Below are 16,829 nucleotides of genomic sequence, written 5' to 3'. Positions count from 1 at the left end.
AACCCTTTACTGATGCTAGTCTTTTGATATGTTAATGGGTAGTAAGGAAAACTTTGTTTAATAAATTTACAAGAAGGTGGTTATATGGATCTGAGCAAATTAAGTTTAGTCTTTAAAATTATAATTATAGCAATAATTTATATTATAATTTTCTTTGCATTAAGAATAATGTATAAAGATATAAAAAATGGAGGAAGAAGAGCAAGAACAGGTAACAGAAAATCCTTTGGACTTGAGATAATAGAGCCTGGAAATAATGCAAATTTAAGAAGAGGTGGGGTTATTCCAATCCAGAGCGAGATAACGGTGGGACGAAAAAACGATAATTTACTTGTATTGGACGACCAGTATGCTTCAGGGCATCATGCAAGAATATATATAAAGAATAATGATTGTATAATAGAAGATTTAAGAAGTACTAATGGTACATTGTTGAATGGTTTAAAAGTTGAGGGTAGAGAATATCTAAATTCTGGTGATGAAATTAAAATTGGTAATACATCTTTTAGGGTTATAGGATGATGAATGTATATTTAAGTATAAAGTTATATAGTATATTATGATAAAAGTGAAAAGCATAGGAACTTATACTTTAAGTTCCTAGGTTTTTTCACTTTTGGCTATTTAGCCATCTCTAGCTATTATTTTTTAGATGACCTGTTTGAAATTTTATGATGTGGTGGTGATTATTTTGGACACGAGTAGAGATGAGAAAAAACTTTTAAGATACACATATCTTTTGTGTTTAGTGTGTTTTCTTAACCTAGCCATACTTAAACAACCCGTTGATAAAGGGGCTATGATTATGGCTATAGTTACATGTTTGCTTATAGGATATTCATATATAATAATAAGAAAGTTTTTTTCAGATGGTGATAAATATATATTTATTTTTTCTAGCATACTATCCGTTATAGGAATGGTTATGATCTATAGAATTAATACAGCGAATTCAATAAAGCAAATAATTTGGTTTGCTATAGGAGTAACAGGATTTATATTAATAGTTGTATTGCTGCCAGATTTAAAGAGCTTTAGTAAGTATAAATATGCTTATTTAGTATGTACTTTGATATTTATGAGTATGGCTATGTTAATGGGAACAGAAATAAATGGTTCTAAGAATTGGATTGTAATAGGGGGATACAGTTTTCAGCCTTCTGAGTTTGGAAAGTTATTTTTAGTAGCCTATTTAGCTTCTGAGCTAAAGGATTATGAAAATTTTAAAGACCTCATAATTCCTGGGATAGTAGTAATGGTGTCTTTAGGGTTCATGGTGCTACAAAAGGATCTTGGTTCTGCGTTAATATTCTTTGGAATATCAATAACAATGCTTTATATAACTACATCGAAGTTTAGCTATGTAGCTACCTGTATCGGATTATTTACTGTAGGCGCGGTTGTAAGTTATAGACTATTTGACCATGTGAAAACAAGAGTTTTAATATGGATGAATCCGTGGCCTTATGCTACTGGAAAAAGCTATCAGGTAGTACAATCGATGTTTTCAATAGCTTCAGGAGGATTAACTGGTACTGGATTAGGACTCGGACACCCAGAATATGTGCCAGTTAACACCACAGACTTTATCTTTGCTGTTTTATGTGAAGAGCTTGGAATACTTATAGGTTTCGGGATAATAATATTGTATTTCTTGCTTTTCTATAGATGCATGAGGGCAGCGGTTTACGTGGAAGATAAGTTTTCAAGATTACTTGCAGTTGGATATAGTGCTATGATAGCGTCACAAGTACTTGTTATAGTTGGTGGAGTTATGAATGCAATACCTCTTACAGGTATAACACTGCCTTTAGTGAGTTACGGAGGAAGCTCTATGCTTATTACGTTTTTTTCATTAGGTATAATCCAAAAGATATCAGAAGAGGGTAGATAAATATGAACGATATATCAAATAGTATAAAAAAAGTTCTTATAATTTTCTTGATATGTTTTATAGGGTTAATATCTTATATAACTTATTTTGAAATAATAGTAGGACCTAAAATAGTAAATAGTCCATACAATAAAAGATTGTGGGTTAAAAGAAATGAAGTGTTAAGAGGAACTATTTACGATAGGAATGACAAACCTCTTACTAAGAGTGAAAGAATTAATAATGAAACGCAAAAAGAGAATACACAGGTGGAGAATTGTTCGCACATGTATTGGGATATGTAGATATAAAATATGGAATAACAGGACTTGAGAGGAAATACGATGAAGAGCTTATGTCTACAGATATTAAAGATAACATAAAAAGCTTATTACTAAGTAAGGGAAAAACAGAAGAGAAAATTGGTAATAACTTAAAAACAACGCTTGATTTTGAAACACAAAAAAAAGCATATGATTTACTAGGTGATAACAAGGGTGCGGTAGTTGCATTAAATCCTAGAACTGGAGAGATATTGGCAATGGTATCTAAGCCATCTTTCAACCCTAATAATTTACAAGAGATTTGGGCTGATATTAATAAAGATAAGAATTTTCCTCTAATAAATAGAGCATCTGCAGGATTATATCCACCAGGGTCTACATTTAAAACAATAACTGCTATAAGTGCGTTAGAAAATATTCCAGGAATAAAGAATAGAACATTTGAGGATAATGGAAGTCTGTATATTGCTAAGGATTACTCACTTCATAATTTTAATGGTGAAGTATTAGGAAATTTAAGTTTTAGAGATGCTTACACACACTCAAGTAATGTGGTATTTGGAACTCTAGGTTTAGAGCTTGGTAATGATAAACTAAAACAAACTGCAGAAAAGTTCTATTTAAATAAGGAAATACCAGCAGATGGTATTCCGGTTGAAGCTAGCAAATTTCCTACATTGAAAAAGAATGAAAAAGGAAGTATTGCTCAAAGTGCTATAGGGCAAAGTAGTGACCTTGCCAGCCCACTTCAGATGGCAGTAATTACAAGTACTATAGCTAATAGCGGAATAATGATGAAACCATATCTAGTAAAAGACATTGTTACAAGTAAAGGACAGTTAGTTAAGGATATTCAACCTGAATCATTAGGTCAGATTATTTCTACTGATACGGCAAATACTATGAAAGACTTTATGAAGTCTGTTGTTCAGGAAGGAACTGGTGTTAATGCAGCTATAGAGGGTATTGAGGTTGGCGGAAAAACAGGAACAGCAGATCACCAATATGAAGGAAAAGATGCTCCACCTCATTCATGGTTTATAGGTTTCGCTCCTTATAATGATCCACAAGTAGCAGTAGCAGTAATTGTGGAAGATGGAGGTCAAGGTGGTAAAGCTGCAGCTAGAATAGCATCTGAAGTGATGAGAACGGCATTAAGAAAATAATATATATTTCTTTAATTTTTCATTTACCACTATAATATATTCAAGTAAATGGATTAATTTGGTAAATTAGCAAATAAAATGTCGGTAGATATAGGAAAATTTCTACTGACATTTTATTTTTTTACATTGTATATTTTCCCGGGAAATTTTTTGTTGTAAAAAGTAAAATTATTAAAGCTTTAGTGATATAATATAGACAATAATCGAGATATAAAAATAATTTAGTATAAATATGTCTAAAGTTTGTATTAGATTATTTTTAAGAGGAGTAATTATGAAGGGTAAAACTCATGCTGGGATTGGAGTAGTCACTTTCTTATCACTTTACAACAGCTTACCGGAAAAGTCTAATTACATTGGCATTATAGTGGTAATTTTGGCATCCATATTGCCAGATATTGACCACCCTAAAAGCATTATAAATAAGTATATACTTCCCTTTAAAAATAAAGCAACTAAAATTATTCTTTATATGTGTATTGGCGTAGTAATATTATGGTATGATTATCTTTATGCAAAAGAACCTATTATGAAAGCAGTGGGAATATCTTTTATAATAATTGCAATATCCTCGCACAGAAATGGGTTAACTCATAGTCTTTCAGGAATGATTATTTTCTCATTTATTGCAGGATACATAGGAAATATGTACAACATACATTTTTTAGTATATTATTTCATGATAGGATATGGCATGCATTTATTATGTGATATGACAACTAATAGGGGAGTTCCTCTTCTATATCCTTTTAGAAGTAAAAAAGTAAAATTTCCTGTTACATATAAGACAAATTCGAGGCTTGGAACTACTATAGAAGAATTGCTTGCAATATTTGGACTTCTATTTGCAATATATAAGATTCCGATGATTTTTTGTAAATAAGAATTAAGGCATATTCAAATGAATAACAAGTTAGTATGACAGTATATTTATTTGAATATGCCTAATAGGAGTGATTATGTGTTTGATTTTGAATATCAATTAAAGGTTTTGCCAGACAAACCTGGAGTATATTTAATGAAAAATTCCTTAGGGGAAATCATATATGTTGGAAAAGCTAAGGTATTAAAAAATAGAGTTAGACAGTACTTTCAAAGTTCAAAAAATCATTCAGAAAAAGTTAAGGCTATGGTGAAAAATATATCTGAATTTGAATATATAGTAACAGATTCAGAAATGGAAGCACTTATACTAGAATGTAATTTAATTAAGAAATACAGACCAAGATATAATATTCTACTTAAGGATGATAAACATTACCCATTTATAAAGATAACAACAAATGAAGATTTTCCAAGAGTATTTACAACTAGAATGTTAGCCAAAGATGGAGCTAAGTATTTTGGGCCTTATACAGATACTTCTGCTGTCTATGAAACAATAGAGCTACTCAAGAAGATATTTCCTGTGAGAAACTGCAAAAAATCTATAAAAGAGGATGGAGAAAAAACAAGACCATGCCTTAATTATCATATAGGCTTGTGCAATGCGCCTTGTGGTGGGCATATCAGTAAAAAGGACTATGGTAAGATAGTTTCTGATATAATAGACTTATTATCAGGAAGAGACAAAAATATATTAAAATCCTTAAAAGAAGAAATGGAGCAGGCTTCTGAAAATCTAGAATTTGAAAAGGCAGCTGCTTTAAGAGATAAGCTTTTAGCTGTGGGAAAAATTACGGAAAAGCAGAAGATAATTACAGGAAATTTTGAGGATGAAGACTTTATAAATATATATAATGATGAAAAAGATAGCTGCGTTCAAGTGTTTTTCTTAAGAGGTGGTAAAATAACTGGCAGAGAGCATTTTATTATAGAAAATACTGTTGATGCAGACAAGAAGGAAGTTGTTTCTACCTTCATAAAAGAATTTTATGGAGGTACAGCATATATTCCAAAGACAATATATGTTCCAGTTATTGAGGACCAAGATCTTTTACAGGAATGGCTGGGAATGAAGCGAGGTTCAAAGGTAATTATTAAAATACCTCAAAAGGGTGAAAAAAAAGATACTATTAATCTTGTAGAAAAAAATGCAAAGATGACATTAGAACATTTTAAATTAAAAATTATTCAGGAAAAAGAACTTTACAAGACATCTTTAAAGGAGATTTCCGATATACTTAATTTAGAGGATATTCCTCACAGGATAGAGGCATATGATATTTCAAATATACAGGGAGTGGACTCTGTTGGAACTATGGTTGTTTTTGAAGAAGGTAGAGCTAAAAATAGTGACTATAGAAGATTTAAAATAAATACAGTAAAAGGTGCAAATGATTATGATAGCATGAGAGAAATTTTAGCCAGAAGATTTCAGCATGGACTAGAAGAAATAAAGGGTATACAAGAGAGACAATTAGATTTAAGTTCAGGCAAGTTCTGTATTTTTCCAGATTTAATATTAATGGATGGAGGAAGAGGACAGGTGAATATTGCCTTAGATGTATTAAAGAGCTTTAATATTAGTATACCTGTATGCGGGATGGTAAAGGACGATAAACATAATACAAGGGGTTTAATATATAATAATGAAGAGCTTTCATTAAGCATGCATTCTAATGTTATGAGGTTAGTTACAAGGATACAGGATGAGGTGCATAGGTTTGCCATAACATATCACAGAAGTTTAAGAAATAAGAGAGTGCTTCATTCCATATTGGAGGATATTCCTGGTATAGGAGAAAAAAGAAGAAAAGAGCTTCTAAAGAAATTTGGAAGTATAGATAGCATAAAAAAAGCAACTTTTGATGAATTAATTGATACACATTCTATAGATAAAAAGGCGGCTCAAAGTATCATAGACTATTTTAAGAGCCAAAATTAGGGAGGTAACTTAATGAAATATGTTTTAGATGCACACACTCATACTGTGGCTAGTGGCCATGCCTATACTACATGGCTGGAAAATGTAAAAGAGGCATCTAATAATGGAATTAAAATTTTAGCAACTACAGATCACGGGCCTAAGATGCCGGGTGGACCACATATATTCTATTTTAATAATCTAAAAGTATTACCAAGAGAGTTATTTGGAGTGATAATTCTTAGAGGTTGTGAAGCAAATATCTTAGATTTTAAAGGAAATTTGGATATACCAGATAAAACACAAAAAAGACTAGACGTTATTATTGCTAGTCTACACGATGTATGTATAAAGCCTGGCAATAAAGATGAAAATACGCAGGCATTATTGAATATCATGAATAATGAAAATGTACACATTATCGGTCATCCTGGTAATCCAGCTTTCCCTATTTGGGAAGAAGAAGTGATAAAGAAGGCTAAAGATAAAGACATTCTTATAGAGATAAACAATGGTTCCTTCAATTCAAGAGAAGGTAGCGAGGACAACTGTCTTAGAATAGCAGAGTTATGTAAAAAGCATAGTACTAATATAATATTAGGAAGTGATGCACACACTTGTTTCCAAATAGGAAAATTTCCAAAGGCAGAGAAGGTATTAAAAAAAGTAGGTATAGCTGAAGATCTCATAATGAATGTTAATGAGGCTAAATTTATAAAATATTTAAAGAAAAAAGGAAAGCTTCAAGATATTAATCTTGATTAAGAATTGTACATACATTATACTAAAAATGATACGTAATTTTAATTTTCAAGGAGAATATGCCATGAATAAATTTAAGGATTTTAGTACAAAGTTAACTAATATATTAGATGATGAAAATATAGAAATAGATGCACTAATGAAAAACCATACATCCTTTAAGGTAGGAGGTCCAGTAGATGTATTAGTGACGCCTAAAAGCTTTCAACAAGTATTAGATGTTATAAAGTTATGTAGAGAAAATAACGTTCCATACTACATAATAGGAAATGGAACTAACTTACTTGTAAAAGATGGTGGAATACGAGGTGCAATTATTAAATTATGTAAATTAGATGATATAAAAATAGAAGGTGAAAAAATAATTGCACAAAGTGGAGCGCAATTAAAAGACGTTTCAGATGTGGTGCTAGAAAATAGTTTAACAGGTTTTGAATTCGCGTGCGGTATTCCAGGAAGCATTGGAGGAGCTGCTGCGATGAATGCAGGTGCTTATAATGGAGAAATAGCAAATGTTATAGAAAGTGCTAAAATCATAGATAACAATGGAAACATAACAGTTCTGAATAAAGAGGAACTAGAGCTAGGATATAGAATGAGCTCTATACTTAAACATGGATATACTGTTCTGGAGGTTACATTTAAGCTTCAGAAAGGTGAGCATCAAAAAATAAAGGATAGAATAGATGATCTAAATAGAAGAAGAAGTGAAAAGCAACCACTTGAGTATCCATCTGCTGGAAGTACATTTAAAAGACCTGAAGGATATTTTGCTGCTAAACTTATAGAAGATAGTGGTTTAAAGGGAGTAAGTATTGGTGGAGCTGAAGTTTCTGCAAAACACTCTGGTTTTATAATAAACAAGGGGGAAGCTACAGCCAAAGATATCTTAGACTTGATTAAATTTGTACAGGATAAGGTAAAAGACAAGTTTAATGTAGATTTATATACTGAGGTAAGAATTATAGGAGAAGATTGCAGTAATATTTAGGAATTTAAAGTAGAGATTACAAAATAGAAAAATGGAGAATTTAACACTAGTTTGATGTTAAATTCTCCATTTTATATTCTATTCCTTCTTATAAATTGTTGTGTTATAATTATAAAATGAATGTATATTATTGTATTTGGAATATACAATTTTAACATTAGAAACAATAAAGGTAAATCGCTAACAGGAGGGTTGACTATGAGATTTGTTATAGTAACAGGTCTATCGGGAGCAGGAAAAACTCAAGCTATAAGAAATCTAGAGGATTTAGGATATTTTTGTGTAGATAACCTTCCGCCTACATTAATACCTAAATTTGCAGAGGCTTGCTACCAAACCGATGGTAAAATTGATAAAATAGCTTTAGTAATAGATATAAGAGGCGGAAACTTTTTGATGATCTATTTGAGAGTCTTAAGTACTTAACAAGTGAAGGATATAAGTATGAAATTTTGTTTTTAGATGCTTCTGATGAGGTATTAATAAAAAGGTTTAAAGAAAGCAGGAGAAAGCACCCTTTAGCTCCAGATGGAAGAATACTAAATGGCATATTATTAGAAAGAAACAAACTAAGAGAGGTTAAGGATAGAGCTGACAATATCATTGATACATCAAAACTTGCAACAAGAGAGTTAAGAGAAGAAATAACGAAGATTTATGCAGAAGAAGGACAGATGGAAACAGAATTGATGATAACAGTGCTCTCATTTGGATTTAAATATGGGATACCTGTAGACTCTGATTTAGTATTTGATGTAAGATTTTTACCTAATCCCTATTATATTCCAGAGTTGAAAAAATACTCAGGAAATGATGAGCCCGTTAGAAGCTATGTTATGGGATTTGAAGAAACTAAAAAATTTATTGGTAAATTAGAGGATATGTTGAGCTTTTTAATTCCTAGTTACTTAAAAGAAGGGAAAAGACAGCTCATAGTATCAATAGGTTGTACAGGAGGCAGACACAGGTCTGTAACTATTGCGAATTCAATATTTAATAAGTTAAAGGATAATGGATACAAGGTGAATATTGATCATAGAGATATAGAGGAAGACACTAATAAAGGTGGTAAAAAACTATGAAGATAGTAGACTGGTTTAGGCCCGGCATAAAGGTTAAAAGATGGGTTATGCTTGGAGCCATGGGGATCTTGTTTATAATATTTGGTGTACTAGAATTTGTAAACAGAAGATTCTATAGCATGTACTATATATCATTTTATGTTTTTTGATTACTTCAGGAGTTTTTATTTTATACGTGTCTATAACTCAAGGAATGCGTTCAATTATTGCTTTAATAAATAAAGGATATCTGAATGTTTCTTTGGATTCTAGGAAACTTGAAAATTTAATATATGAAAAAAGATTGTTAGTAAAAGGGCCTAAAATTGTGGCTATAGGCGGGGGAACAGGTTTATCTACAATGCTGAGAGGTTTGAAATACTATACTTCAAATATAACTGCAATAGTTACGGTGGCAGATGATGGTGGTGGATCAGGAGATTTAAGAGAAGACTTAGGGATGCTTCCACCAGGGGATATAAGAAATTGTATTCTATCATTAGCTGATACGGAACCACTTATGGAGGAACTACTTCAGTATAGATTTAAAGATGGTAGATTAAAAAATCAAAGCTTTGGGAACCTATTTTTGGCAGCAATGGATGGAATCTCAAGCAATTTTGAAGAGGCAGTTCATAAGATGAGTTCTGTTCTGGCGGTAACAGGTAAGGTAATGCCTGTTACGTTAGATAATATTATATTAAAAGCTAAGCTCAAGAATGGAACAATAGTAGAAGGGGAATCAAATATTCCACTAGAAGCTATTAAACAGAACAGTTCAATTGAGAAAGTATTTATCGAGCCCAAAAATGCAAGGGCCCTTAAGGAAGCTGTAGAGGCTATATTAGAGGCAGATGCTATAATATTGGGCCCGGGAAGTCTTTATACAAGTGTTATTCCTAATCTTTTAGTTAAAGATATTGCTGATGCTGTAAATAAAACTCAAGCTGTAAAGTTATATGTATCAAATATAATGACGCAAAGAGGGGAAACAGACGGCTTTGGAGTTGAGGATCATATAAGATCAATCTTTAAACATGTTGGAAATAATGTTATAGATTATGTTGTAATAAATGTTGGTAAAATTGATGATGAGCTAGAAGGAAAATATAAGGAAGAAGCATCTCATCTAGTTTCAGTAGATGAAAATGAACTAAAAAAATTAAATGTAAGTATCATTGAAGGTGATTTTATAACAGTTAGGAATGGTCTAATAAGACATAATTCTGAAAAGTTAGCTTCCATATTAATTGAAACTATTATGGATAAAAAATTGTTGTTTGATAGAAAGAAAATTATTGAGTATTTCTACTTGTCAGAGCGATTAAAGGAAAATAAAAATAAATAGGGAGAGAGAGCATGTCTTTTTCGTTGAAGGTTAAAAATGAAGTTTGTAGATATACGGGTATAGGCAAAGAGGAGGCAGTGGCAGAGCTATCAGCCATAATGAAGGTCAGTGGTACACTGCTGCTTGGTGGTAATAAACAGTTTAGCTTTAAAGTTACTACTGAAAATCCTGCAATTGCTAGGCTAATATTTAAAATGCTGAAGGAGCATTTTAATATTCATACAAAGATAATGGTAAAAAGAAGTAATTCTCTTAAAAAAAACAATGTGTATATAATATTAATTGATGAAGAAATGGGTGTGCGCAAATTACTTAAAGATGTTGGTTTACTAAAAGAAAATGAAAATATATTTTCATTAGACTATAGCATTCCTAGAAATATTATAGAAACAGAAGAATGTAAAAGAGCATATATTAGAGGAGCTTTTTTAGGTGGAGGAAGCATCAGTAATCCAGAAAAAACCTATCACTTAGAATTTGTAACTCATGATAATGAGTATGCAGAGGACCTAAGCAATCTTATAAATGAATATGGTTTGAACTCAAAGGTAATACAAAGAAAAAGTAGTTTTATAGTTTATCTTAAGGAAGGAGAACAAATAGTAGATTTACTTAATATAATAGGAGCTCACGCATCTCTTTTAGAGTTAGAAAATGTAAGAATAATGAAGGAGATGAGAAATAACGTAAATAGGCTAGTTAACTGCGAAACTGCAAATTTAAGTAAAACTGTGAATGCAGCGGTAAGACAGGTTGAAAGCATAAAGCTTATACAAAAGGAAATAGGGCTTGCTAGACTTCCTAAAAACTTGAGAGAAATTGCAGAGCTTAGATTAAGCTATCCAGACGAATCCTTGAAAGAGTTAGGTGAAATGCTTAATCCAGTAGTTGGAAAATCAGGAGTTAACCACAGATTAAGAAGAATAGAAAAAATAGCGGAGGAACTAAGGAAAGAAGGAAGGTAGGTTTAGATTATGTCAAAGCATGAAGATATAATCAAGTATATACTTTCACTTGAAGTCGGCACAAAGATTTCAGTTAGAAGTATAGCAAGTGCTTTAGGTGTTAGTGATGGAACAGCGTATAGAGCTATAAAGGATTCAGACACATTAGGAATAGTTACTACTATTCCTAGAGTTGGAACAGTAAGAGTAGAAAAAGTTGAGAAAAAAAACATTGAAGCTTTAACCTATGGAGAAGTAATTAACATTGTGGATGGAGCCTTACTTGGAGGTAAGGATGGAATATATAAAACCCTGCACAGATTTGCTATAGGGGCTATGACTATTGATGCTATGGCAAAATATATAACACCTGACTGTCTTCTTATTGTTGGAAATAGAGAAAAAGCACATAGACTTGCTCTTGAAAACCAATCAGGAGTCCTTATAACTGGTGGATTTGGATGTAGTGAAGAAATAAAGAAACTAGCTAATGAAAAGTGTCTACCAATAATATCTACAACTTACGATACTTTTACAGTTGCCAGTATGATAAATAAGGCCATATCAGAAAACCTTATAAAGAAAGATATAGTTCTAATTGAAGACATCATGGAAACTAATACTTACTTTTTGAATGTAAACGATACGGTAGCAAAATGGAAAAAAGTAATTATGGAAACTAGGCATCAAAGATATCCTGTTGTAGATGATGACAATAAGGTTGTAGGAATTGTTACTTTAAGGGATTTATCAAGCAAGGATTCTGATGATGAACTTATAGGAAAAGTAATGCATAAAGAGCCAATAACTTTAACGCCAAAAACAACTGTGGCATATGCAGCGCATATAATGGGATGGGAAGGTATAGAACTCTTTCCTGTTGTGAAAAATAAAAAATTAGTTGGAGTTATAACAAGAAAAGACGTTATTAAAGCCCTTCAATATATGGCTAGGCAACCTCAAGCAGCTGAAACACTAGAAGATTTAGTGTTAAAGAATTTTGAATTTAAACCTAGTGGGGACAAGGGACATTTTTATGGTAAAATAACTCCTGAAATGTTGGACCCCATAGGAACTGCATCATGGGGCTCTCTAAACATGCTTTTATCAACTATGGGAATTATGACATTGAGACAAAAAAATAATATAAATATACTAGTAGATAGCATAAATACTTATTTTATAAAACCAGTTCAAATGGATAGTATGATAGAAATATATACAGACATAATAGATTCAGGGAGAAATTTTTGCAAAGTTGAAATTGATATGTTTGATAACAAAAGAGACTTAGTGGCAAAGACCTTTTTATCAGCTAAAATATTAAGACGATGAGAAGTTTCATAAGCAGGCATACAAAATCTGTGATTTTGATATGGTCGCTTACTCATTCGACAATAGGAGAAGGAGTTTCATATAATAATTATAATGGGAGTGATATTAATGTTTACACACGTGGTATTTTTTAAATTGAAAGACAAAAGCAAAGAAAATATAGAGAAGGCAAAAGAAATCATAATGCGTGTAGAAGGAAAAGTACCTACTCTAAAAAGCATAAAAGTCGGGGTAGATGTTGTACGCTCCGCTAGGTCTTATGATTTAGCTTTAATTGCGACTTTTGATTCTCTTGAGGGAATGGATGAATATCAAGTTCACCCAGTTCACGTAGATGAAGTTTTAGCAAATTTAAGACCAATGTTAGAATCAACAGCAGCAGTCGACTTTGAAGGGTAAACTGTTGTTGTAAAAATTTAATACTATTATAAGGGCAGCGGTTATTTTTGTTGCTCTTTTTTATTGATTTTAGACATCTGAAAGTTTGAATATGACTTAATTCTATGAGGAAAATTTGCTTTTGGAAAACATATAGTATTAAAATGTGTCGATTATAGTGATATAATTTAAGTATAATTTGTCAATATTTTAGCTGAGGCATATTCAAATGTTTTTTAGGAAAGAAGGTGAAACTATGAGTATAGGTAATCCACAATGGGTGAGTCTACATCAGCATACAGAGTACTCACTTTTGGACAGTTCAGCAAAGATTTCTCGGCTCATATCAAGGGCGAAGGAACTAGGAATGAAAAGTATAGCTATAACTGATCACGGGGTTATGTATGGCTGTGTAGAATTTTACCAAGAAGCAAAAGCCCAAGGAATTAAGCCTATAATAGGTTGTGAAATATATGTTGCACCAAAATCCATGCACATAAAACAAAATGATAAAGAAAATGAAAATCACCATCTTGTGTTGTTGATAAAAAACGAAACTGGTTACAAGAATTTGATGGAAATAGTATCAACAGCATCTATTGAGGGATTTTATTATAAGCCTAGAGTTGATCATGAATTTCTAAAGGAGCATAGTGAAGGTTTGATAGCATTAAGTGCTTGTTTAGGAGGAGAAATTCAATCTTATATTTTAAAAGAAAATCTAAATAAGGCGAAAGAAACTGCTATTTTTTATAAAGAAATATTTAAAGATGGATTTTACTTAGAGCTTCAGTATCATGGAATGGAAGAACAACTGAAGGTTAATGAGCAATTGATTAGTATGTCAAAAGAGCTAGAAATTCCTTTAGTAGCTACAAATGATGCACATTATATAAGAAAAGAAGATTATAAATCTCATGATGTACTCCTCTGTATACAAACTGGGAAAACTGTAGATGAACAAGATAGAATGAGATATCCATCAGATGAATTTTATCTAAAATCTCCAGAAGAGATGTATGAATTATTTTCTTATGTTCCTGAAGCGTTAGAAAATACGGTGAAAATTGCAGAGCAGTGTAATTTTGACTATGATTTTCATAACTCTAAGTTACCTAAATTCCCTCTACCTGAAGGTGTGGATCCTTATGGTTATATGAGAGAGCTATGCTATAAAGGGTTAAGAGAAAGTTATCAAAATATTACAGAAGAGCTAAACGAAAGATTGGAGTATGAGCTTGGAGTAATAAAACAGATGGGTTATGTAGATTACTTCCTTATAGTTTGGGATTTTATGAGATTTGCAAGAGAAAATGGTATAATGACTGGACCAGGAAGAGGAAGTGCTGCAGGATCTCTAATAGCATATACATTAGGAATAACTAAAATAGATCCAATTAAATATAGTTTGATTTTTGAGAGATTTTTAAATCCTGATCGTATATCTATGCCCGATGTAGATTCGGATTTCTGTTATGAAAGACGTGGAGAAGTAATAGATTATGTAGTAAACAAGTATGGTATAGATAGTGTTTCGCAAATTATAACCTTTGGAACAATGGCAGCAAGAGCTTGTATAAGAGACGTAGGAAGAGCTATGGATTACCCCTATGCCGAAGTTGATAGAATAGCGAAAATGATTCCTACGGTTTTAAATATAACGATAGACAAGGCATTAGAATTAAGTCCTGAACTAAAGGCTGCTTATGACAATGAATTAAGGACTAAAGAGTTAATTGATGTTGCAAGAGCATTAGAAGGATTACCAAGACACACATCAACTCATGCTGCTGGAGTTGTTATTGCATCACAGCCATTAGTAAAATACGTTCCGCTTCAAAAAAATGAGGGGAATATAGTTACGCAATTTACTATGGGAACTTTGGAAGAGTTGGGACTTTTAAAGATGGATTTTCTTGGATTAAGAACCCTTACAGTTCTTAGAGATGCAATAAATATTATAAAAGAGAACAAAGAAATAACAATAGATTTAGACACCATAGATTATGATGATAAAAATGTTTATAAGATGCTAGGTGAAGGTAAAACCGTAGGTGTGTTTCAGCTGGAGTCACCAGGAATGACTTCATTCATGAAAGATCTTAAACCAGATTCATTAGAAGATATAATCGCGGGGAACAGCCTTTACAGACCGGGGCCAATGGCAGAGATACCTAAGTATATAAGAAATAAAAATAACCCAGAGAAGGTTGAATACTTAGCCCCGGAGCTGGAGCATATACTAAATGTTACTTACGGGGTAATGGTATACCAAGAGCAAGTAATGCAGATAGTAAGAGATTTGGCAGGTTATTCTATGGGAAGAAGTGATTTAGTAAGACGTGCCATGTCTAAGAAGAAGCATCATGTTATGGAGGAAGAAAGACGTAATTTTGTATATGGTATAGTAGATGAAAATGGTAATATAGAAGTGCCAGGGTGTATAAGAAATGGTATAAGTGAAGAAGTAGCAAATAAAATATTCGATCAGATGATGGATTTTGCATCATATGCTTTTAATAAAAGCCATGCAGCAGCCTATGCAGTAGTAACTTATCAAACAGCTTATTTGATGCACTACTATCCTACTGAATTCACCGCTGCTATGTTAAATAGTGTAAAAGGTGATAGTGAAAAGGTTGCTTATTATATAAGGTTTGCAAATGATAGAGGAATTGAAGTACTGCCACCTGACATTAATGAAAGTTATGCAAAGTTTACCGTTGATTCTAATCGAATAAGATTTGGACTTTCTGCAATTAAAAATGTGGGAGAAAATGTTATAGATAGTATAGTAAAGTCAAGAGAAGAAAAAGGTAGATTTGAAGATCTATCGGATTTTTGTAATAAAATTGATATTAGCTGTATTAATAAAAGAGTAGTAGAGAGTCTAATAAAGGCAGGCGCATTTGATTGTTTTAAAACCTATAGATCAAGGATGCTTGCTGTTTATGAAAAGATATTGGATGGCATAAGTAATTCAAGAAAAAGAAATATAGATGGACAAATAAGTCTTTTTATAGATTTTGAAAATGTACAAGACATTAATGTTAAAATACAGTATCCAGCTATTAAGGAATTTGAAAAAAAGTATATTTTAGCAATGGAAAAAGAGATGACAGGATTATATCTGTCAGGACATCCATTAGAAGAATATGAACAAACATTAAAATTACAAACTAGTATAAAAATTTCAGATATATTATCTAATGAAATGCTAGAAGAAGGCTTAATTCAGGAGTCAAAGGTAAAAGATGGTGATATGGTAATATTAGGAGGAATAGTTGCCGAAATAACAAAAAAAGTAACAAAAAATAATGATATTATGGCTTTTGCAAAATTAGAAGATTTATATGGCTCAATAGAAGTTGTGATATTTCCTAAAGTGCTACAAAGATTTAGAGACTTGGTTAGCGAAGATAGCATGGTAATAATAAGAGGAAGAGTTAATATTCGGGAGGATGAGCAACCTAAGGTGCTATGTGAGGTTATAGAACCATTAATCAAAATAAATACTGAAAAGCTATATATACTAATAGAAGAAGAAAGATTTTTAAAAAATACTTTAAATGATTTAAAATCTATGCTTTCCGGTTTTAAAGGTGTAACTCCAGTTTATCTATGTACAAGAAAGGAAAGAAAAAAATTTAGAGTAGATAGAGAATTATGGGTGGATAATGATTTAGAACTAATGTCAGTTTTAAAATCTAGATTCGGAGAAGAAAATGTTAAGATAATGTAGTATTAAGGCATCTTCAAAAAATAACTAGTTCATCTGCCAGTCTATTTTGTGTCATACTGCGTCGTAAGAGCCCTTAGATAGAGCCAGATATCTGCGGAACCTTTCTCCTTGTCTGACACAAAATATCCTTCGCATCTTT

10 protein-coding genes and 3 pseudogenes are annotated in these 16,829 nt (G+C 31.8%); all 13 read left to right on the top strand.

What is annotated here, in order from left to right:
• Positions 1–84 precede the first annotated feature (84 nt).
• The 13 genes and pseudogenes from RCG18_RS05455 to RCG18_RS05395 all read left to right on the top strand — a co-directional run bounded on the left by RCG18_RS05455 (position 85) and on the right by RCG18_RS05395 (position 16,690).
• Positions 85–522, top strand: a complete 438-nt coding sequence (locus tag RCG18_RS05455) for an FHA domain-containing protein (RefSeq protein ID WP_308040390.1) — start codon at positions 85–87, stop codon at positions 520–522.
• Between the two features lie 169 nt (positions 523–691).
• Positions 692–1,894 carry an FtsW/RodA/SpoVE family cell cycle protein gene (locus tag RCG18_RS05450; protein WP_308040389.1) on the top strand — a complete coding sequence of 401 codons (1,203 nt, stop codon included), beginning with the start codon at positions 692–694 and terminating at the stop codon, positions 1,892–1,894.
• Between the two features lie 2 nt (positions 1,895–1,896).
• Positions 1,897–3,323 (top strand): annotated as a pseudogene (locus tag RCG18_RS05445) (peptidoglycan D,D-transpeptidase FtsI family protein).
• Positions 3,324–3,597: 274 nt separating this feature from the next.
• Entirely contained in the window at positions 3,598–4,206 is a 609-nt protein-coding gene (locus RCG18_RS05440) for a metal-dependent hydrolase (RefSeq protein ID WP_308040388.1), read from the top strand.
• 78 nt (positions 4,207–4,284) lie between these two features.
• The gene (gene uvrC / locus RCG18_RS05435) at positions 4,285–6,150 is read left to right on the top strand and encodes an excinuclease ABC subunit UvrC (RefSeq protein ID WP_308040387.1); all 1,866 of its coding nucleotides are present in this window, start codon (positions 4,285–4,287) and stop codon (positions 6,148–6,150) included.
• Positions 6,151–6,162: 12 nt separating this feature from the next.
• Complete coding sequence (locus RCG18_RS05430) at positions 6,163–6,894, top strand: phosphatase (protein ID WP_308040386.1); 732 nt, start codon at positions 6,163–6,165, stop codon at positions 6,892–6,894.
• Positions 6,895–6,955: 61 nt separating this feature from the next.
• Positions 6,956–7,882 (top strand): UDP-N-acetylmuramate dehydrogenase, encoded by a 927-nt coding sequence (murB, locus tag RCG18_RS05425; RefSeq protein WP_308040385.1) that lies wholly within the window; start codon positions 6,956–6,958, stop codon positions 7,880–7,882.
• A gap of 198 nt (positions 7,883–8,080) precedes the next feature.
• Positions 8,081–8,964: pseudogene (gene rapZ, locus RCG18_RS05420) on the top strand (RNase adapter RapZ).
• Positions 8,961–10,291, top strand: a pseudogene (gene yvcK, locus RCG18_RS05415) (uridine diphosphate-N-acetylglucosamine-binding protein YvcK). The pseudogenes rapZ and yvcK overlap by 4 nt, the downstream one beginning before the upstream one ends.
• 11 nt (positions 10,292–10,302) lie before the next feature.
• Positions 10,303–11,256, top strand: coding sequence for a DNA-binding protein WhiA (whiA, locus tag RCG18_RS05410; RefSeq protein ID WP_308040384.1), 954 nt, complete (start codon positions 10,303–10,305; stop codon positions 11,254–11,256).
• Between the two features lie 9 nt (positions 11,257–11,265).
• Positions 11,266–12,570, top strand: coding sequence for a DRTGG domain-containing protein (locus RCG18_RS05405; protein ID WP_308040383.1), 1,305 nt, complete (start codon positions 11,266–11,268; stop codon positions 12,568–12,570).
• A gap of 108 nt (positions 12,571–12,678) precedes the next feature.
• A complete protein-coding gene (locus tag RCG18_RS05400; protein ID WP_308040381.1) occupies positions 12,679–12,969 on the top strand; it encodes a Dabb family protein in 291 nt (96 codons plus the stop codon).
• A 235-nt stretch (positions 12,970–13,204) separates the two neighbouring features.
• Positions 13,205–16,690, top strand: coding sequence for a DNA polymerase III subunit alpha (locus RCG18_RS05395; protein ID WP_308040380.1), 3,486 nt, complete (start codon positions 13,205–13,207; stop codon positions 16,688–16,690).
• The last annotated feature ends 139 nt before the right edge of the window (positions 16,691–16,829 follow it).

Origin of the sequence: Clostridium sp. OS1-26 (genome assembly GCF_030915445.1) — a bacterium.
Taxonomy (GTDB): domain Bacteria; phylum Bacillota; class Clostridia; order Clostridiales; family Clostridiaceae; genus Clostridium_AM.
Note: the sequence above shows the minus strand (reverse complement) of the source record. Positions and strands in the feature narration are given on the sequence as shown.